Raw genomic sequence first — 20132 nt, forward strand, 5'->3', positions numbered from 1 at the left:
ATGGCCCCCGTTCGGCCCGGCCCGGCCCCGTCATGACATCGCCCGCGAATCAGACTAGCTTTGTGGGGTGTTGACAATACTGAACGCCGTCAAACGCGTGCTGGTGGGCCGCCCTTTCCGGAACGACCGCCTGTCCCATACCCTGCTCCCGAAGAAGATCGCACTTCCGATCTTTGCATCCGACGCCTTGTCCTCCGTGGCCTATGCTCCGGATGAGATCCTGCTGACCCTGGCCCTGGCCGGTGTCAGTGCCGTGGCCATCTCGCCGTTGGTGGGCCTGGCCGTCATGGTGGTGCTGCTCACCGTGGTCGCTTCCTACCGGCAGAACGTACACGCATACCCTTCGGGCGGCGGCGACTACGAGATCGCCAATGAAAACCTCGGCAAGTTCGCCGGCCTGACGGTGGCGTCGGCCCTTCTGGTGGACTACGTCCTGACGGTGGCCGTGTCCATGTCGTCCGCCGCCGCCTACCTCACCACTGCAGTACCGTCGCTGCATGGTGAGCAGGCCGTGATAGCGACCATCGGCGTCGTCATCCTTGCCCTGGTGAACCTGCGCGGCATCAAGGAAGCGGGCAGCGTCTTCGCCGTCCCCACCTATATCTTCATGGCCTCCATCCTTGGCATGACCGCTGTGGGCATGTTCCAGGCCGCAACAGGGCAGCTGGGGGAGGCGCCGTCGGCGGCCTTCACCATCGTCCCGGCGGAGGGCTTCGACCAGGGCCTGGTGGGCCTGGCCGGTGCCTTCCTGCTGCTCCGGGCCTTTTCCTCCGGCGCCGCGGCGCTCACGGGCGTGGAAGCGATCAGCAACGGCGTTCCCAACTTCCGGCACCCCAAGAGCAAGAACGCGGCCACCACGCTGCTGCTCCTGGGCGTCATCGGCGCAGCCATGCTGGCCGGCATCATCTATCTTGCCAACGCCACCAAGGTCCACATTGTGCTGGACCCCGCCACGGAATTCCTGTTGGACGGGAAGCCGCTGCCGGAGGGCTACGTCCAGAACCCTGCCATCTCTCAGATCGCCCAGACCATCTTCGGCGCAGGCAGCATTCCCTTCTATATCGTCGTTGCCGCCACCGGCGTCATCCTGGTGTTCGCGTCCAACACCGCCTTCAACGGCTTCCCCGTGCTGGGCTCCATCCTGGCCCAGGACGGCTACCTGCCCCGCCAGCTCCGCACCCGCGGCGACCGCCTCGCCTTCAGCAACGGTGTGCTGGCCCTCGCCGCCGGCGCCCTGGTGCTCATCATTTCGTTCGACGCCGACGTGACCAAGCTCATCCAGCTCTACATCGTGGGTGTCTTCATCTCCTTCACCCTCAGCCAACTGGGCATGATCCGGCACTGGGGAAGGGAACTGAAACTCGCCAAGGACAAGGCTGTGCGGCGGCGGATGCTGAAGTCACGCACCATCAACACGATCGGTTTCGGCATGACCGGCCTGGTGCTGGTGATCGTCCTCATCACCAAGTTCGAGCAGGGTGCCTGGATCGCCCTGCTGGCCATGTTCGTCCTGTTCCTGATCATGTGGAGCATTCGGGCGCACTACGACAACGTGGCCAAGGAACTCGCGGTGGATGAGGATTCCTCGCCGCGGGCGCTCCCCACCCGGGTGCACGCGGTCCTGCTGGTGTCGCACGTCCGCAAGCCCGTCCTGCGTGCCCTTGCCTACGCCCGTGCTTCCCGGCCGTCGCGGCTTGATGCCATCACGGTGGACATCGACCCGGAGGAAACGGCGCACACCATTTCCGACTGGGACAAGCTCGAAATCCCGGTGCCCCTGACCGTCCTGGCCAGCCCCTACCGGGAAACGGTTACGCCCATCATGGACTACGTCAAGCAGATGCGCCTGGACTCCCCGAGGGACCTCATCGTGGTGTACATCCCCGAATACGTCGTGGGCAAGTGGTGGGAGCAGCTGGTGCACAACCAGACGGCCCTGCGCATCAAGACCCGCCTCCACTTCGAACCGGGCGTCATGGTGGCCAGCGTGCCCTGGCAGCTCAAATCATCCGAAGAAGCCAAGAACCTCCAGGACGTGCAGTGACCAGCAGGACGCCCACAGCCACCCAGCACCAAGTTGGTGAGGCCGGCCACACCGGTGAAGAGGCGGTGCTCGACGTCGGGCCCGTTGCCCACGGCGGGCACTGCGTGGCCCGGCATGAGGGCCGCGTGGTCTTTGTCCGCCACGCCATTCCGGGCGAAAAGGTCCGGGTCCGGCTGACCGATGCGGAGGACGGCGCCAAATTCTGGCGCGCAGATGCCATCGGGGTGCTGGAAGCCTCCCCGGACCGGGTGGAACACTTCTGGCGTCCGGCCGATTCCCTGCGCGCCTGGAGCCATGGCCACCCGCCGGTTGGCGGCGCCGAATTCGGCCACATCGCCCTGGCCCGGCAGCGCAGCCTCAAGGCGGACGTGCTGGCCGAGCAACTCACCCGGCTGGCCGGCTTCGAGCAGGTGCCGTCCGTGTGGACGGGTGGCGTGGAAGCGGTAGGGGACAGGAACGACGGCGGCACGGGCCTTGCGTGGCGCACACGCGCCAGCTTCTCGGTCACCCCCGGCGGCAGGCTGGGGATGCACGCCCACCGCTCCGACCACATCATCCCCGTGCGGGAGATGCCCTTGGCCAGCGAAGCAATCAATGGCCTGGGCCTGTGGAACCTGGACCTGCAAGGGGTGGAGCGCGTTGAGGTAGCCGCCCCCGCCAACGGTTCGCGCCCCCTGGTGCTCCTCGCCCCGGCTCCCGGAACCAAGGAAAAACGGTTGCGGGCCATCGCCGCGGAAGTGCCGGATGAGGCCTCCGTCGCTGCCTTTGATCCGCTGACCGGGCAGGTGACCCAACTCCGGGGACGCACCTGGGTGCAGGAGTCCGCCGTCGGCCACGAATACCGCGTAACCGGCGAAGGCTTCTGGCAGATCCACCGCGACGCGCCCGGGGCCCTTGTGGGGGCCGTCACGGAATTCCTGCGGCAAGGGGACCCCCTGCAAGGGGACTTCCTGCACCCGGGTGCGGTGGTTGCAGACCTCTACGCGGGTGCCGGGCTCTTCACTGCCGTCCTGGCCGATGCGGTGGGGGAGACGGGGTCCGTGCTCTCCGTGGAAGGGGCGCCGGGAACCAGCCGTGACGCACGGAAAAACCTGCATTCCGCCGCGCAGGTGGAGGTGGTGCAGGGCCGCGTGGAGCGGGTCCTGCGCCAAAAGCCGCGGAATTTCGACGCCCTGGTCCTCGACCCGCCCCGGGCAGGTGCCGGGAAGGCTGTCGTGGGACAACTGGTCGCATCGCAGCCCCGCGCCATTACATACGTGTCCTGCGACCCGGCGTCGTTTGCCCGTGACCTCGGTTACTTCCGTCGCTCCGGATGGGAATTGGTAGGCCTGCGCGCCTTCGATCTGTACCCCCACACCCACCACCTTGAGACGGTGGCGCTGCTTACTCCGGGTCGGTGATGGGGCCGGGGTTTTGGACTACGATGGCGGTAGTAGTCCCACGTCGCGCCCGAATTCTCGGCCGGCCGTGTGCAATTTTCGGGCCCTGTAACTACTTAGGGCGTCCTAACTAGCAGGCGGTCAACCGCGCGACAAAGATGAAACTGTTGCGAGAGGAGTCCTGCGATGAGCACTGTGGACAGCTTCGGTTCAAAAGGCAAACTTAATGTAGCCGGAACCGAATACGAAATTTTCCGGTTGAACTCCGTTGAAGGTGCAGAAAACCTTCCGTTCAGCCTCAAGGTATTGCTTGAAAACCTGTTGAGGACCGAGGACGGCGCGAACATCACTGCCGATCACGTTCGCGCTTTGGCAGGCTGGGATCCCAATGCGGAGCCCAATACAGAAATCCAGTTCACGCCGGCACGCGTGATCATGCAGGACTTCACTGGCGTCCCCTGCGTGGTCGACCTTGCCACCATGCGTGAAGCGGTCAAGGACCTGGGCGGCGACCCCAAGCGGGTCAACCCGCTGGCACCGGCCGAAATGGTCATCGACCACTCCGTCCAGATCGACGCTTTCGGCAACGCCGGGGCGCTGGAGCGCAACATGGAGATCGAATACCAGCGCAACGGTGAGCGTTACCAGTTCCTGCGCTGGGGCCAGACCGCATTCGACGACTTCAAGGTGGTTCCCCCGGGAACCGGCATCGTGCACCAGGTCAACATCGAATACCTGGCCCGCACCGTGATGACCCGTGAAGTGGACGGTGCGCTCCGCGCCTACCCCGACACCTGCGTCGGCACCGACTCGCACACCACCATGGTCAACGGCCTGGGTGTGCTGGGCTGGGGCGTTGGCGGCATCGAAGCCGAGGCAGCGATGCTCGGCCAGCCCGTCTCCATGCTGATCCCGCGCGTCGTGGGCTTCAAGCTCAGCGGCAGCATCCCCGCCGGCGCCACCGCCACCGACGTGGTGCTGACCATCACCGAGATGCTGCGCAAGCACGGCGTGGTGGGCAAGTTCGTTGAGTTCTACGGCGAAGGCGTGGCCGCGGTGCCGCTGGCAAACCGCGCCACCATCGGCAACATGAGCCCCGAGTTTGGCTCCACCGCTGCCATGTTCCCCATCGACGACGTCACCCTGGACTACCTGCGCCTCACCGGCCGCCCGGACCAGAACGTCGCCCTCGTCGAGGCGTACGCCAAGGAACAGGGCCTCTGGCACGATCCTTCCCGCGACATCAAGTTCTCCGAGTACCTGGAACTGGACCTGTCCACGGTTGTTCCGTCGATCTCCGGCCCCAAGCGCCCGCAGGACCGCATCATCCTTTCCGAGTCCAAGGCCCAGTTCCGCGAGGACCTCCGCAACTACGTCAAGGTGGACCTCGCTGACGGCAGCCTGGACGAAGCGATCGACGAGAGCTTCCCGGCCTCCGACTCGCCGTCGTTCACCGCCACGGCCACCCACCTCTCCGAGGAAGCCCCGCACGCCCACGGACCGAAGTCCAATGGCCGCCCCTCCAAGAAGGTAGCGGTCAAGACCGCCGACGGCCGCGAATTCGAACTGGACCACGGCGCGGTGTCGATCGCTTCGATCACCTCCTGCACCAACACGTCCAACCCCTCCGTTATGCTGGCCGCCGCACTGCTGGCACGCAACGCCGTGGAGAAGGGACTCACTGCCAAGCCGTGGGTCAAGACCTCCGTGGCTCCCGGTTCCAAGGTGGTCACCGACTACTACAACAAGTCGGGCCTGACCCCCTACCTGGAGAAGCTGGGCTTCTTCATCGTGGGCTACGGCTGCGCCACCTGCATCGGCAACTCCGGACCGCTCGACGCAGAGATCTCCGAGGCCATCCAGGCCAACGACCTCTCGGTCACTGCAGTCCTCTCGGGCAACCGAAACTTCGAAGGCCGCATCAACCCGGACGTCAAGATGAACTACCTGGCCTCCCCGCCGCTGGTCATCGCCTACGCCCTGGCCGGCACCATGGACTTCGACTTCGAAGCCGACCCCCTGGGCCAGGACGAAGCAGGCAACGACGTCTTCCTGAAGGACATCTGGCCCAACCCGGTTGAGGTCCAGCAGGTCATCGATTCCTCGATCGACAAGGACATGTTCGCCAAGGGCTACGAGGGCGTCTTCGAAGGCGACGACCGCTGGAAGGCGCTGGACACCCCCGCAGGTGACACCTTCGCCTGGGACGAGAAGTCCACCTACGTCCGGAAGCCCCCGTACTTCGAGGGTATGCAGGCGCAGCCGGAACCGGTCAAGGACATCACCGGTGCCCGCGTGCTCCTGAAGCTCGGCGACTCCGTCACCACCGACCACATCTCCCCGGCCGGTTCGTTCAAGTCCGACACCCCCGCCGGCCAGTACTTGCTGGCCAATGGCGTGGAGCGCAAGGACTTCAACTCCTACGGCTCGCGTCGTGGCAACCACGAAGTGATGATCCGCGGTACGTTCGCGAACATCCGCATCAAGAACCAGCTCCTGGACGGCGTTGAGGGCGGCTTTACCCGCGACTTCACGCAGGCAGACGGCCCCCAGGCCTACGTCTACGACGCCGCCCAGAACTACCAGGCAGCCGGCACCCCGCTGGTGGTCCTGGCAGGCAAGGAGTACGGTTCCGGATCATCCCGTGACTGGGCCGCCAAGGGCACCGCGCTGCTGGGCGTCAAGGCCGTCATCGCCGAGAGCTACGAGCGTATCCACCGCTCCAACCTCATCGGCATGGGCGTCCTGCCGCTGCAGTTCCCGGCCGGCGAGAACGCTGCCAGCCTGGGCCTGACCGGCACCGAAACCTTCTCGGTTGAGGGCGTCACCGCCCTTAACGAGGGCACCACGCCCAGGACCCTGAAGGTCACCGCCACCGCCGAGGACGGCTCATCGAAGACGTTCGACGCCGTCCTGCGCATCGACACCCCGGGTGAAGCGGACTACTACCGCAACGGCGGCATCCTGCAGTACGTGCTGCGCCAGATTTCCGCCAACTAGCGGGCTCTGCCAGCAGGCAGCATCCTCCCGAAGCCCCGGCCGGTCACCGACCAGCCGGGGCTTCGGCTTTTCAGCCACGTCCGGCCCTGCGAACCGAGGCGTTAGAGTTAAACGGCACGTCTACCATCCGAAGGAGGGGTCATTGGGAATCTTGGACACCATCCGGAATCCGCAGGACCTGAACGAGTTGACCGAGGAACAGCTGGAACAGCTGGCTTCGGAGATCAGGGACTTCCTGATCACGAACGTCTCCCAGACGGGCGGCCACCTCGGGCCCAACCTCGGCGTCGTGGAACTGACGCTGGCCGTGCACCGCATCTTCGAATCTCCCCGTGACAGCATCGTCTTTGATACGGGCCACCAGTCCTACGTGCACAAGCTCCTCACCGGGCGCCAGGACTTCAGCACCCTCCGGCAGGAAGGCGGCCTCTCCGGCTACCCTGCCCGGGCCGAATCCGAACACGACATCGTGGAAAGCTCCCACGCGTCATCGTCCCTGTCCTGGGCCGACGGCATCTCCCGCGCCCGCCAGCTCATCGGTGAAGGTGACCGGCACGTGGTGGCCATCGTGGGTGACGGCGCCCTCACCGGCGGCATGGCCTGGGAGGCCATCAACAACATCGCAGCCGACAAGAAGCGCCGCGTGGTGATCGTGGTCAACGACAACGGCCGCTCCTATGCACCCACCGTGGGCGGATTTGCTGACTACCTTGCCTCACTTCGCCCCACCATCGACTCCTTCCGCGCCGCCCCTGCCTACGAGGGCGCCCTGGACTGGTGGAAGAAGAGGCTGCAGAACGGCGGCCCCGTAGGCCAGTTCACCTACAAGAGCCTGCATGCCATGAAAAAGGGCATCAAGGACTGGTGGGCACCGCAGGGCATGTTCGAGGACCTCGGCATGAAATACATCGGCCCCGTGGACGGCCACAACCTCCAGGCGATGGAGAATGCACTGTCCACTGCGAAGAACTACGGCGGCCCGGTCATCGTTCACGCGATGACGGAAAAGGGCCACGGCTACGCTCCGGCCCGCGCCCATGAAGCCGACCAGTTCCACGCCGTCGGCATCATCGACCCCGAAACCGGCGAGCCCACCGGCACGGGCAGCGCACAGTCCTGGACCTCGGTGTTCGCGGACGAGATCGCCGCCATCGCCGACGAACGCGACGACATCGTCGGCATCACCGGGGCCATGCTGATCCCGGTGGGCCTGCACAAGTTTGCAGCCAAGCACCCCAAACGGGTCATCGACGTCGGCATCGCCGAACAACATGCCCTGACCGCCGCCGCAGGCATGGCCTTCGGCGGGCTGCACCCCGTCGTGGCCGTCTACGCCACGTTCCTGAACCGCGCCTTCGACCAGCTGCTCATGGATGTCGCCCTCCACAAGGCAGGCGTCACCATCGTCCTGGACCGCGCCGGCGTCACCGGACCCGACGGTGCCAGCCATCACGGCATGTGGGACATGGCCATGGTCCAGATCGTTCCCGGACTGCACCTGGCCGCGCCCCGTGACGCCACCCGGCTCCGCGAGGAACTCCGCGAGGCCGTTGCCATCAGTGACGCTCCCAGCGTGGTGCGGTTCTCCAAAGGATCCGTCGGCCCGGCAGTGGAGGCCCTGGAACGGCTCAGCGACGGCGTGGACGTCCTGGCCCGCCGTCCCTCCGGCTCCACCGAAAATGACGTGCTGATCGTCAGCGTCGGGGCCATGTCGGAGCTGGCCCTCGATGTCTCCAACCGGCTCGGCGCCCAAGGCATCAGCACCACCGTGGTGGACCCCCGTTGGGTCCTCCCGGTCCGCCGCTCCATCATTGCGCTGGCCTCACACCACCGCCTGGTGATCTGCATCGAAGACGGCGTCCGGGCCGGCGGCGTGGGCTCCCGCATCCGCCAGGAAATGCGGGCGGCAGGAGTGGACACCGCCCTGAACGAGGTGGGCCTGCCCGTCGAGTTCCTGGACCACGGCACCCGCAACCAGGTGCTGGAGCGTGTCGGGCTCACCGCCCAGCAGATCACGCACGACGTCGTGGCGCAGGTCCTGGGCACGAAGGTTCCGTTTGCGCGTCCCCTCCCCGGGCAGCAGCACCCCACCACCGGCAGCCTTCCGATCCTGTGAGGGACGAGGACGAACTGAAGTATCCCGGCCCTGCCGGGGAGTCCGGACCGGTTCTGCACACCACCACGACCAGGGTCCCCAACGGACTGCAGCCGGGCCAGCTGGTGGTTTCCCGGAACCGCAAGTGGAACGGGAAGGCCCACTGGGTGGTGCCCGGGCAGTACATCGGCGAAGACCAGCACGGATGGTGGATCTTCCAAGGCACCAACGAGTTCTGCTCCCGCCCCGGCGCTGCCTTCTACACGCGCTCCGACGCGGTCCTGCTGGTGCCGCGCCAGGGTGACTGGGTGGCCACGTTCTACGACTCAGCCCACCCGGGCGGCGTCCGCGTGTACATTGATCTCGCCGTCGGCCACGAGTGGACGCACATCCGTCCCACCGTGACCGAGTTCCATGTGATCGACATGGACCTCGACGTTATCCGGACCGACAGCCGCGGTGTCTTCATCGACGACCAGGACGAATTCGCGGAACACAGCGTCTCCATGCACTACCCGGAGCGGCTGATCCAGGACATCCAGGCCGCAGCGGACGATCTCTACCACGCAGTAAAGGCGCAGCAGGCGCCCTTCGACGGCACCGACGTCGACTGGTTTACCAAAGGACGCAACATATGAGCGGCATTGTCAGGGTCTACAAGCGCGACGACGAGGGCGCCCTCCAGTTCAGGGAGGCCTGGTTCGACGAGGACTACTCCCAGTTCGTGATGAATTTCGGTGCCGTGGGGCACCAGAGCAAGACGGAGGAGACCGACGTCCCCGACGCCGCTGCTGCCGACGCGCTCCTGGACGCCTTCGCGGCCCAGTGCGCCGAGGACGGCTACGTCGAAATCCCCAATGAGGAGCAGTCCTGGGTGGTGGCCCAGTTCGCCCTCAAGACCAAGGAAGGCACGGAGCGGGACCGCTACCTGGAGCAGAAGGCCAAGGACGCGCTGATCAGCCACCTGGCATGGCGCGGCCTGGGCACGGTGGAACGCTCCGAGTTCACCGACTACAAGCTCAACATCTTCTGCCTGTGCCCGGATGTGAACAAAGCGGTCAATGCCATCAAGGTCTGCATCCGCGGCGAGGACCTGGACTTCACCAAGCTCAGCATCGGTGCCGCTCCCTACAATGACCCGGACCATTTCAAACTCAAGCACTCAGCCAAGCCCGCCGGCGGCTTCAGCCTCTAGGAGACAGCCTTGACCAGTTACCGCCGCCTCGGAAAATCAGGCCTTACCGTCTCCACCGTGGGACTTGGCTGCAACAACCTGGGCCGGGCGAACACCGCCACGGAGTCGCAGGACGCAACTGACGCCGTCGTCCATGCCGCCCTCGACGCCGGCATCACCCTGTTCGACGTCGCAGACACTTACGGCCGGGAACCTGGCCTCAGCGAGACCATGCTCGGCAAGGCCCTCGGCGCCCGGCGTGGCGACGTGGTCCTGGCCACCAAGTTTGGGATGGACGCCAAAGGCGCCAATGGCCCGGACTTCGGCGCCCGCGGCTCCCGGCGTTACATCATGGAGGCGGTGGAAGCCTCGCTGCGCCGGCTGGGCACCGACTGGATTGACCTGTACCAGTTCCACACCCCGGACCCGCTGACTCCCATCGATGAGACCCTGGCAGCGCTGGACACCCTGGTCCGCAGCGGCAAGGTCCGCTACATCGGGCACTCCAACCGGTCCGGCTGGCAGATTGCCCAGGCGGAGTACGTGGCCCGGGAACTGGGCACTGAACGCTTCATCTCCTCGCAGAACCACTACAACCTCCTGGACCGGCGCGCCGAACTCGAAGTGACCCCGGCCGCCGAGGAGTTCGGCCTGGGCGTGCTGCCGTACTTCCCGCTGGCCAACGGGCTGCTCACCGGCAAGTACGCGCCGGGCCACGCGCCAGAGGGGTCCCGCCTCAGCCACACCCGCACCAACCTGGTGAACGACGCCGACTGGGACCAGTTGGGCCAGTACAGCGCCTTCGCCAAGGAGCGCGGCCTGACGGAAATTGAGGTGGCTTTCTCCTGGCTCGCCGCCCAGCCCTCGGTGGCCAGCGTCATCGCCGGCGCCACCAGGCCGGAGCAGGTCAGGCAGAACGCGGAAGCGGCCAACTGGGTCCCCACCCCGGACGAGCTCGCCGCCCTGGATGAGATCTTCCCCGCAGTGCCCAAGGTGGCGCTCTTCTAGGCAGCCGTGCCCGCCTACCTGCTGGATGTCGATACCGGCATCGACGACGCCCTGGCGCTTGCCTACCTTGCCGCCCTCCCGGACACCGAATTCGTGGCGGTGACGGCCACGCCGGGGAACGTGGACGCGGACCAGGTGGCCCGCAACACCCTGGCGCTGCTGGAACTGTGCGGCCGGCCCGGAGTAGAGGTGGCGGTAGGGGCGCGCAAGCCGCTGTCCATCCCGCTGCTCACCACCCCCGAAACCCACGGACCCCAGGGCATCGGCTACGCCGTGCTGCCTGAACCATCGGGGCAGCTCAGCACCCGGAACGCCGTGGACCTCTGGATCGAACACGCCAGGGCCCGGCCGGGGGAACTCACTGCGCTGATCACGGCCCCGCTGACCAACTTCGCCCTGGCGCTGCGGAAGGAACCGGAACTTCCCGATCTCCTGGCCAAGGTGGTGATCATGGGTGGTGCCTTCTACCACCAGGGCAACACCACGCCCACGGCCGAGTGGAACACCCACGTGGATCCCCACGCCGCGAAGGAGGTGTACGCCGCATACCGGGGCCGGCCGGAGGAGAAGCTGCCCATAGTCTGCTCTTTGGACACCACGGAGCGCATGGAGTTGCACCCTGCCCACGTCCAGGCGCTTGCCGAGGCCGCCGGGGCCACCGTCCCTGAACTGGTTCTCCCCGAAGACCCGGAGGGCCGGCGCAGCACCTCCGACAACAGCCTGGTCAGGCACCTGTCGGATGCGCTCCGCTTCTACTTCGAATTCCACCGGCATTACGACCAGGGGTACCTGGCCCACGTCCACGATTTTTTCGCCGCCGGAGTCGCCGCCGGCACGCTCGAGTACACCGCCCGGCCCGCCACCGTGGACGTGGAAACGGACTCACCGCTCCTGGTGGGGACCACCGTGGCTGACTTCCGCGGGCTCTGGGGCGCGCCGCCGAACGCCCGGGTGGTGTCCGGGAACAACCCCCGGCAGGCCTTTGGTGAGCTGGTGTCCGCCGTCGGGAGACTGGCCCGCCGCGTGGGGTAGCCGGAGGGCAGGCGAACAGGGGTAAAACGGGCTGCACCGGGTGGTGGTCCTCCACGGGACGCTGCCGGGGAATGGCCGGTAGAATGGGCACCGGACCGGCCCGGCGCAGTTGCCGCCGGCTGCTGCCGAGGTGACATAGGCAGCCACACTCCGGCCCGGTACTGGCCGGGCCACTGCCTGCACCCCAAAGGAACATTCCCCATGTCATCGCCCTCTCTGACGCTCCCGTCACAGGAACGCTCACCGGCGCGCCGCCGCCTGCTGGAGATCCTCGGCGCCCTGGCCATCGCCGCCACCTACATCTACCTTGTGCTCAACCAGCCGGCCGATATCACCGGCGGCCCGGGCAGCGCGTCCGCCCTGATTGCCCTCACCGGCTTCCTTGCGGGGGCCGTCCTGCTGATCGTCGCCGTCCTGCCCACCCTGCCCGCGTCCACCCTGGTGCTGATCCCCGTGGCCCTGGTCCTCAACATCGTGCTGGGGCAGTTTGTCGGCAGCACCCTGGTGCCCTTCTACCTCGATGCCATCGGCACGGTGCTGATCGCAGTCCTGGCCGGACCGGCAGCCGGCGCAGCCACCGGTGCCCTCAGCAGCATCGTCTGGTCCTTCTTCAACCCCACGGTGCTGCCGTTCGCTGCCGGCGCCGCGCTCATCGGTTGCCTGGCAGGACTAGCGGCACGCTACGGACTGTTCCGCCGTTTCTACCTGGCTCCGATCGCCGGCTTCATCACCGGGATCGTCGCGGGCGTGGTCTCCGCTCCGGTGGCCGCCTTCGTTTTCGGCGGAACCTCCGGTGTGGCGACGGGCGCCATCGTCAGCGCCTTCCGGGCCATGGGGGACAGCCTGCTGGGTGCCATCACGAAGCAGGCCTTGATCTCCGATCCCATGGACAAGGCGATCGTGTTCACCATCGTCGCCATCCTGGCCTACGCGCTGCCCCGCCGGGCACGCCAGCAGTTCCCGTTCATCCGGCGCCACCGAGTCCTTGCCGGAGACGCCTCGTCTGCCGAGGCCCGCACGGACGCCCCGGCCCCGGGTACAGCTGCGAAAGGCTGACCGGACCCTGTGACAGCATCCCCGGCAGGCAGGACCGCGGCGGGCGCCAGGCGGACGCGGCTTAATCCGCTGACCCTGCTGGCGGCTGCCGGCAGCACGGCGGCCATTACGACGGCGGCAGCAAGCTGGCAGCTGTCAGTCGCCGTGGTTGCCGCGTCGCTTGGCCTGTCGCTGGCAGGTGGCACAGCCCGCCGCGTGCTGCCGGCGGCCGCAGCGGTCCTGGTTCCGCTTGGCCTGTCACTGCTTGTCCTGCACGGATTGTTTTTCCCTGAAGGCCGCACGGTCCTGGCCGAGTGGGGACCTGCCCGCATCACGGCAGAGGGCCTGGACTTCGCGGGCCGGCGGATCCTGCAGCTGGCCGCCGTCGTTCTGGCGCTGCTGCTGTTTTCCTTCAGCGTTAGGGTGCCTGACCTTGTGGCCGCGTTGTCCGCCCGCGGCGTGCAGGGCCGGTTCGCATTCGTGCTGGCGTCCACCCTGACCTTGCTGCCTGCCATCACCGCACGCGCACAACGGATCCGGCAGGCCCAGGAATCACGTGGCCTGGTGGTCACCCGCAGCCTGGTGTCCCGGGTTGACGCGTTCCGGCTGCAGGCCGTCCCCCTGGTGCTGTCGCTGATCGAGGATGCCGGAACCAGGGCGGCGGCTTTGGAGGCGCGGGGACTGAGCAATCCCGGCCCACGGACCAGCTTCCGCGAGGTTCCTGATTCCAGGCTGCAGCGGGCCGCACGCGCGGTCCTGGTGTTGATGGCCCTGGCAGCGGTGGTGCTCCGCCTGGTGCAGGCAGGTCCGGGTGGCTGAGCGCATGGCCACGGAAGGCCCACGGAACGCAGGCAAGGCGGGCAATGACAGTAGTGCGGGCAATGACAGTGCTGCTGCCGCGCCTGTGCTCGCGGCCGGGATCCGGCATTTCACCTTCCATGACGGGCAAGCCCCGGCACTGCGGGAGGTGGGTGTTTCCTTTCCGCCCGGGTCCTTCACAGCCGTCCTGGGCGCCTCGGGGAGCGGCAAATCCACCATGGGCCGTCTCCTGGCCGGCTGGCTGCCACCGGGCGGCCATGGGACCCTGTCAGGATTCCTTGAGCTGTCAGGCACCAGGTTGGAGTTCGACGGCGGCCCGGGGGATCCGCGGATCAATCCCGCCGAGTGGGGCCGCCAGGTGGGTTTCGTCCCGCAGGACCCCGCCACTGTGCTGTCCACCGTCCGGGCGACGGTGGCCGAGGAGCTGGCGTTCGGATTGGAAAACGCCGGGATCGAGCGCGGCGCCATGGTGGCGGCGGTGGAACGCACCGTGGGGCTGCTGGGACTGCGGAGCAAACTGGACGAGGACCCGGCACGGCTCTCCGGTGGCCAACTGCGCCGCCTGGCCATTGGCTGCGCGATCATCGCCGGGCCGCCGGTACTGGTCATGGACGAGCCTTTGGCCTCCCTGGACGCGGCAGGGACTGCGGAGCTTGCAGCCCTGGTACGCGACCTCCTGAACCGCGGCACCGCCGTCGTGATCCTCAGCCAGACCATTGATCCCCTGCTGCAGGGTGCCGGCTCCTGGCTGGTGCTGTCGGACGGTACGGTCACCGCCAGCGGTCCGCCGGCGGCCATGGAAAGCAGTCCAGGGTCGCTGCCGGCATCGATCCGGCGCCCTGGCACCGTGCAGGCTCCGGCAAGCTCCCTTCCGCGGACACTGACAGTCAAGCGTGGTGCCCCTTCGCTGCAGTTGCAGGGCGTGTCTTTCGGCTACCCGGCACCGCCCAGGGGCAGGAGACAGCGGAAAGTATTAAGGCGGAAACCCTCAACCCCGGTGCTGCAGGACATAAACCTGGTCGTCCATCCGGGGGAGATCGTGGCCGTGACCGGACCCAACGGCGCCGGCAAGTCGACCCTCCTGCGGCACTTCAACGGCCTGCTGCGGCCCACATCGGGCAGCGTGGCAGTCGGCGGCGCTGACATCGCCGGAACCCCGGTGGGGAGGACGGCGGCCGCGGTGGGCCTGCTGTTCCAGCAGCCGCGTGACCAGTTGTTTGAGCGGACCGTGCACCGGGAGGTCAGCTTCGGGCTGGACCGCCTGGTGGGCCCGGCAGCGGCGAAGGACCGTGCCGCCTCGGCACTGCAGGCGGTGGGCCTGGCGGCTGCGGCTGAAGACCATCCGGCCGAGCTGCCGGCGTCAGCCCAGCGCCTCCTGGCCCTGGCTACCGTCCTGGCCCGCAAGCCCGCCGTCCTGGCGCTGGACGAGCCCACCGTGGCGCTGGATGCGGACGGGCTGGCCCTGCTCGACGCCGCCGTACGGTCAGCAGCGGCGGGGGGCGCCGCCGTCGTGCTGGTTACCCATGACCTGGCCTATGCACGCTCGGCGGCGGACCGCATTCTGGCGCTCGACGGCGGCCGGCTGGTGCCGGCCTGACCGCGTGTGCTGCCTGGCCCTTGCGGGCCAGGCAGCCTGCCGCTGCTAGCCTTGCGCCGGTGAGGCGACGCCGGGGGCCAGGAAACGCTTGCCGTTGACCCGTTCCGAGGCGCCCACGCGGTCCAGGTACGGCGTGATGCCGCCCAGGAACATGGGCCAGCCCGCGCCAAGGATCATGCAAAGGTCGATGTCCTCGGGCCCTGCCACGACGCCCTCGTCCAGCATGAGTCCGATTTCCTCAGCCAGGGCATCCTGGACGCGGTGCAGCACCTGCTCTCCGGTGGAAGGGCTGGTACCGAAGGACATCAGCTCCAACGTGGAAGCCGGGATGGCCCGCGAGCCGTCCGGCGCAGCCTCCCACAACGCCTTGACGTTGTTGTCGATGAGCTTCTTCAGGTTGTCGGACACCGGGAAGCGCTCCCCGAAAGCTGCATGCAGCGATTCCTGGACGTGCTGTGCCACCGGCAGGCCCACCATGGCCAGCAGCGTGAAAGGCGTCATAGGCAGGCCCATGGGACGCAGCGCGGTGTCTGCCACCTCCGCCGGAGTGCCTTCGTCGAACGCAGCCGTCACTTCGCCCATGAGCCGGAGCAGGATGCGGTTGACCACGAACGCCGCGGCGTCCTTGACCAGAACGCCCGTCTTCTTCAGGGCTTTGGCCAGTTCGAAGGCGGTGGCCAGGACAGCGTCATCGGTCCGCGGGGCCCGGACGATCTCCAGGAGCGGCATGACGGCGACCGGGTTGAAGAAGTGGAAACCCACCAGCCGCTCGGGGTGCTGCAGGTCGGCGGCCATCTCCGTCACGGACAGGGAGGACGTGTTGGTGGCCAGGATGCACTCCGGCCCCACGATCCCCTCCAGCTCGGCGAACACCTGCTTCTTGATGTGCAGTTCCTCGAAGACGGCCTCGATCACGAAGTCGGCGTCCGCGAACACCTCTTTCGACACCGATCCCGTCACCAGTGCCTTGGTGCGGTTGGCGGCGTCCTGGCTGACACGCTGCTTGGCCAGCAGCTTGTCCACCTCGGCATGGACGTAGGCCACGCCCTTGTCCACCCGCGCCTGGTCGATGTCGGTCAGGACCACCGGCACCTTCAACTGGCGGGCGAACAGCAGTGCCAGCTGGCCGGCCATCAGCCCGGCGCCCACCACGCCCACCTTGGTGACAGGGCGGGCCAGCTTGCGGTCGGGGGCTCCGGCGGGGCGCTTGGCACGCTTCTGCACCAGGTCCAGGAACGCGTAGACCGTGGAACGGAACTCGTCCGTCTGCATGAGTCCGGCCAGCGTCTCGCATTCCAGGGCGGCGGATTCCGCGGCCGTCATGGTCCGGTTGGCCTCGAGGAGTTCCAGGACCTTGGCGGGGGCCGGGGAGGCATTGGAGGTCTTGCCCTCCACGAACCTGCGGCCGCCTTCAACCGCGGCGGTCCAGCGGGCCGCAGCGTCGGGGGAGGAAGGGTCGACGGCGTTGGGCCGCTCCGGGACCACCTCGCCGGAGATGACGCCGGCTGCCCAGGCCAGTGACTGTTCCAGGAAGTCGGCGGGCTCGAAGACGGCGTCCGCGATGCCCATGGCGAAGGCCTGGGTGCCGGTGAGGGTCCGGTTGTTGCTGAGCGGGTTCTCGATCATGACCTTGACCGCGTTCTCCGGACCCACCAGGCGGGGCAGGATGTAGACGCCGCCCCAGCCGGGCACCAGGCCAAGGAATCCCTCCGGCAGCGCCAGGGCGCCGGCCCCCGTGGAGACCGTGCGGTAAGTAGACTGCAGGGCGATCTCCAGGCCCCCGCCCAGGGCAGCGCCGTTGATGAACGCGAAGCTGGGGACGCCCAGGTTGGCCAGTGTGGCGTAGACGTCATGGCCCAGCTGTGCCATCCACAGTCCGTGCTCGCGTTTTTCCAGTGACTTCACGGCGGAGAGGTCCGCGCCGGCCACCAGGTAATGCGGCTTGCCGGTGACGCCGACGCCCACGATTTCGCCGCGGGCCGCGCGGTCCCGCAGGCCCTCCAGCACGGTCCCCAGCTCCACCAGGGTGTTGGGGCCCAGGGTGGTGGGCTTGGTGTGGTCCAGGTCGTTGTCCAGGGTGACCAGGGCGAAGGTGCCGGGGCTTGGTTTTCCTGCCGTGGCCGGGAGGGTGATGTCCTGCACGTAGGAATGGGTCACGGTTTCGTTGGGGAAGAGGTCGGCCAACTTGCGGAAGTCTGCGGCGCTCATGCCAGGGCTCCTTCGGAAACGGTAGCGGCGGCGGTCTCGCCGGAGGGGGTTCCACTGTAGTCGGGGTGGTGCGGGTTTTCCCAGATCACGGTGCCGCCCATGCCCAGGCCGACGCACATGGTGGTGATCCCGTAACGGACGGACGGGTCTTCCTCGAATTGGCGGGCCAGCTGGATCATCAGCCGCACGCCGGAGGAAGCGAGCGGGTGGCCCACCGCAATGGCGCCGCCGTACCGGTTGACCCGGGGGTCGTCGTCGGCAATGCCGTAATGGTCCAGGAAGCTCAGGACCTGGACGGCGAATGCCTCGTTGATTTCGAACAGGCCGATGTCATCAATGGTCAGTCCTGCGTTCTGCAGCGCCTTTTCGGTGGCGGGGACAGGGCCGATGCCCATGACTTCGGGCTCCACGCCGGCGTAGGCGTAGCTGACCAGCCGCATCTTCACCGGCAGGCCCAGTTCTGCGGCGGCGTCGGAGGAAGCCAGGACCGCCGCAGTTGCACCGTCGTTGAGGCCGGCCGCGTTTCCGGCGGTGACCCGGCCGTGTGCGCGGAACGGCGTGCGCAGCCCGGCCAGGTCGTCCAGGGTGGTGCCGGGCCGGGGAGGCTCGTCCTTGCTGTGCACCGTCCAACCCTCGCCGGGCTTGCGGGCGGCGACGGGAACCAAGTCGGGCTGGATCTGCCCGTCCTGGTAGGCGGCTGCCAGCTTGTCCTGCGAGGCCACCGCGTACGCGTCGGTGCGCTGCTTGGTGATGGCGGGGAAGCGGTCGTGCAGGTTCTCTGCAGTGTTGCCCATGTTCAGGGCCGCAGGGTCCACCAGGCGTTCGGACATGAACCGCGGATTGGGGTCCGCCCCGGAGCCCATCGGATGGTGGCCCATATGCTCCACGCCGCCGGCAATCACCACATCGTAGGCGCCGAAGCCGATGCCGCCGGCCGTCGTCGTGACAGCAGTCATGGCGCCGGCGCACATGCGGTCGATGGCGAACCCGGGGACGGAGCGGGGCAGGCCGGCCAACAGGGCCGCGGTCCGGCCCAGCGTGAGGCCCTGGTCGCCGGTCTGGGTGGTGGCGGCAATGGCCACCTCATCGATCCGCTCCGGCGGGAGGGACGGGTTGCGGCGCAGCAGGCCGCGGATGCATTTCACGATCAGGTCGTCGGCCCGGGTTCCGGCGTAGATTCCTTTCTCGCCGGCCCTGCCGAAGGGTGTGCGGATGCCGTCCACAAAGACGACGTCGCGGACAGTGCGCTGGGATGCGCCGCTTCCGTGCTGGCTCACGTGTAACTCCTCATCGAGACGTAACGCGCCGGTGCATGCCGAAGGACGGCAGCAGCCTGACGTGGGTCACCTCGATGTTACTCGTGAGTAACTTAGCCTGCAAGGGCTGGAATCGCGCGGGCTACTGGCCGCCCGCCGTTGCAGGCGCCTTGGCCTCCTTGGGCGGCAGCGGCTGCGGGTCAAGGAACGCACCGGCGATCAGGGGAGCGGTGAGTTCAACCTGCCACGTTCGGGCGCCGAGCGCCAGCAGCTCTGCGGCGATCGAATCCACCGTGACCTCGGCCGGCGGCCGCCACGCCACCCGCCGCAGGTAGTCCGGCGTCAAGAGGTTTTCCAGCGGCAGGTCCAGTTCCTCGGCTTTCGCCTGGAGCAGGGGCCGGGCCGTGGCCAGGCGGGCGGCTGCTTCCGGATCCCGGTCAGCCCAGACCCGGGGCGGCGGCGGAGCGTTGGTGGCCAGGTGCAGCGGAGGCAGTTCCTCCAAGGCGCGGGCCGCAGAGATGCAGCGCAGCCAGCGGGGAGCTTCGCGCTGTGCGGCTCGGCCGTGGAACCCCTTGGTGGTGAGCAGTTGCGGAACAGTGGCCGGCATGGCCTTCGCCGCTGCCACAAGGGCTGAATCGGGAAGCAGCCTGCCGGGGGCCACGTCGCGTTTTTGCGCCAGCGAATCGCGTTCCAGCCACAGCTCGCGGACCGCGGCGAGCTGGCGGCGGTCGCGGATCTGGTGCAGGCCGGAGGTCTTGCGCCACGGGTCCACGCGCGGGGGAGCGATGCCGGCTGCCAGGATGGCTGCGAATTCCTGCTCGGCGTACTCCAGTTTTCCGTTGGCCTGCAGCAGTTCGATGAGTTCCTCGCGCAGTTCGGCCAGGACTTCGACGTCAAGTGCAGCGTAGCGCAGCCATGGCTCAGGCAGTGGGCGGGTGGACCAGTCGGCCGCGGAGTGCTCTTTGGCCAGCCCGAACCCCAGCAGCTGTTCGATGACCGCGGCCAGCCCTACGCGGGGCAGCCCCGCAAGCCGGGCGGCGAGTTCGGTGTCGAAGAGCTTGTCCGGCCACATGCCCAGCTCGGACAGGCAGGGCAGGTCCTGGCTGGCAGCGTGCAGGATCCATTCGACGCCGCGCAGGGCGTCGTTGATAATCTCCAGGTTTCCGAACGGCTCCGGATCGATCAACCATGTGCCGGCGCCCTCGCGGCGGATCTGCACCAGGAAGGCGCGTTGCCCGTAGCGGAAGCCGGAAGCGCGTTCGGCGTCCACGCCCGCGGGTCCGGTCCCGGCGGCGATGGCAGCGGCGCAGCGCTCCAGGCCGGACTGGGTCTCGATAACCAGCGGAACGCCATCCCGTGGAGCGTCAAGGTCGATGATTTCGGGGATGGGGCTGTCAAAGCCCTCCACGGTGATGTGGGGTGCGGCAGCAGCAGCCGGGACGCCGGCTGTGGTGTTTTCCGGAGTGTTTAGGGTCATGATGCCCC

General features: G+C 67.6%; 14 protein-coding genes. 11 read left to right on the top strand and 3 right to left on the bottom strand.

From position 1 onward, the window contains the following. The first annotated feature begins 67 nt into the window (after nt 1-67). The 11 genes from LFT46_RS08470 to LFT46_RS08520 all read left to right on the top strand — a co-directional run bounded on the left by LFT46_RS08470 (nt 68) and on the right by LFT46_RS08520 (nt 15183). On the top strand, nt 68-2044 hold the full coding sequence (locus LFT46_RS08470; protein WP_236821819.1) for an APC family permease: 1977 nt from the start codon (nt 68-70) through the stop codon (nt 2042-2044). Further along, nucleotides 2041-3444, top strand: coding sequence for a class I SAM-dependent RNA methyltransferase (locus tag LFT46_RS08475; protein ID WP_236821820.1), 1404 nt, complete (start codon nt 2041-2043; stop codon nt 3442-3444). The genes LFT46_RS08470 and LFT46_RS08475 overlap by 4 nt, the downstream gene beginning before the upstream one ends. Nucleotides 3445-3609: 165 nt before the next feature. Further along, nucleotides 3610-6423, top strand: coding sequence for an aconitate hydratase (locus LFT46_RS08480; RefSeq protein ID WP_236802084.1), 2814 nt, complete (start codon nt 3610-3612; stop codon nt 6421-6423). A 142-nt stretch (nt 6424-6565) separates the two neighbouring features. Then, nucleotides 6566-8539, top strand: a complete 1974-nt coding sequence (gene dxs / locus LFT46_RS08485) for a 1-deoxy-D-xylulose-5-phosphate synthase (RefSeq protein WP_236821821.1) — start codon at nt 6566-6568, stop codon at nt 8537-8539. Beyond that, complete coding sequence (locus LFT46_RS08490) at nt 8536-9156, top strand: DUF402 domain-containing protein (protein ID WP_236802086.1); 621 nt, start codon at nt 8536-8538, stop codon at nt 9154-9156. The genes dxs and LFT46_RS08490 overlap by 4 nt, the downstream gene beginning before the upstream one ends. Beyond that, a complete protein-coding gene (locus LFT46_RS08495; RefSeq protein ID WP_236802087.1) occupies nt 9153-9713 on the top strand; it encodes a hypothetical protein in 561 nt (186 codons plus the stop codon). The genes LFT46_RS08490 and LFT46_RS08495 overlap by 4 nt, the downstream gene beginning before the upstream one ends. Nucleotides 9714-9722: 9 nt before the next feature. Next, the gene (locus tag LFT46_RS08500; protein WP_236802088.1) at nt 9723-10700 is read left to right on the top strand and encodes an aldo/keto reductase; all 978 of its coding nucleotides are present in this window, start codon (nt 9723-9725) and stop codon (nt 10698-10700) included. A 6-nt stretch (nt 10701-10706) separates the two neighbouring features. Further along, nucleotides 10707-11732 carry a nucleoside hydrolase gene (locus LFT46_RS08505; RefSeq protein ID WP_236821822.1) on the top strand — a complete coding sequence of 342 codons (1026 nt, stop codon included), beginning with the start codon at nt 10707-10709 and terminating at the stop codon, nt 11730-11732. 201 nt (nt 11733-11933) lie between these two features. Beyond that, on the top strand, nt 11934-12788 hold the full coding sequence (locus LFT46_RS08510) for an ECF transporter S component (protein ID WP_236821823.1): 855 nt from the start codon (nt 11934-11936) through the stop codon (nt 12786-12788). Nucleotides 12789-12797: 9 nt separating this feature from the next. Beyond that, on the top strand, nt 12798-13586 hold the full coding sequence (locus LFT46_RS08515) for an energy-coupling factor transporter transmembrane component T family protein (protein WP_236821824.1): 789 nt from the start codon (nt 12798-12800) through the stop codon (nt 13584-13586). After that, nucleotides 13579-15183 carry an ABC transporter ATP-binding protein gene (locus LFT46_RS08520; RefSeq protein ID WP_236821825.1) on the top strand — a complete coding sequence of 535 codons (1605 nt, stop codon included), beginning with the start codon at nt 13579-13581 and terminating at the stop codon, nt 15181-15183. The genes LFT46_RS08515 and LFT46_RS08520 overlap by 8 nt, the downstream gene beginning before the upstream one ends. Before the next feature lie 45 nt (nt 15184-15228). On the opposite strand, the gene LFT46_RS08525 is transcribed toward LFT46_RS08520, so the two are convergent. The 3 genes from LFT46_RS08525 to LFT46_RS08535 all read right to left on the bottom strand — a co-directional run bounded on the left by LFT46_RS08525 (nt 15229) and on the right by LFT46_RS08535 (nt 20124). Next, complete coding sequence (locus LFT46_RS08525) at nt 15229-17391, bottom strand: 3-hydroxyacyl-CoA dehydrogenase NAD-binding domain-containing protein (RefSeq protein ID WP_236821826.1); 2163 nt, start codon at nt 17389-17391, stop codon at nt 15229-15231. Next, a complete protein-coding gene (locus LFT46_RS08530) occupies nt 17388-18668 on the bottom strand; it encodes a thiolase family protein (RefSeq protein WP_236821827.1) in 1281 nt (426 codons plus the stop codon). The genes LFT46_RS08525 and LFT46_RS08530 overlap by 4 nt, the downstream gene beginning before the upstream one ends. Before the next feature lie 121 nt (nt 18669-18789). Next, nucleotides 18790-20124, bottom strand: coding sequence for an HRDC domain-containing protein (locus LFT46_RS08535; RefSeq protein WP_236821828.1), 1335 nt, complete (start codon nt 20122-20124; stop codon nt 18790-18792). Nucleotides 20125-20132: the final 8 nt, after the last annotated feature.

Origin of the sequence: Arthrobacter sp. FW306-07-I, from assembly GCF_021800405.1 — a bacterium.
Taxonomy (GTDB): Bacteria; Actinomycetota; Actinomycetes; order Actinomycetales; family Micrococcaceae; genus Arthrobacter.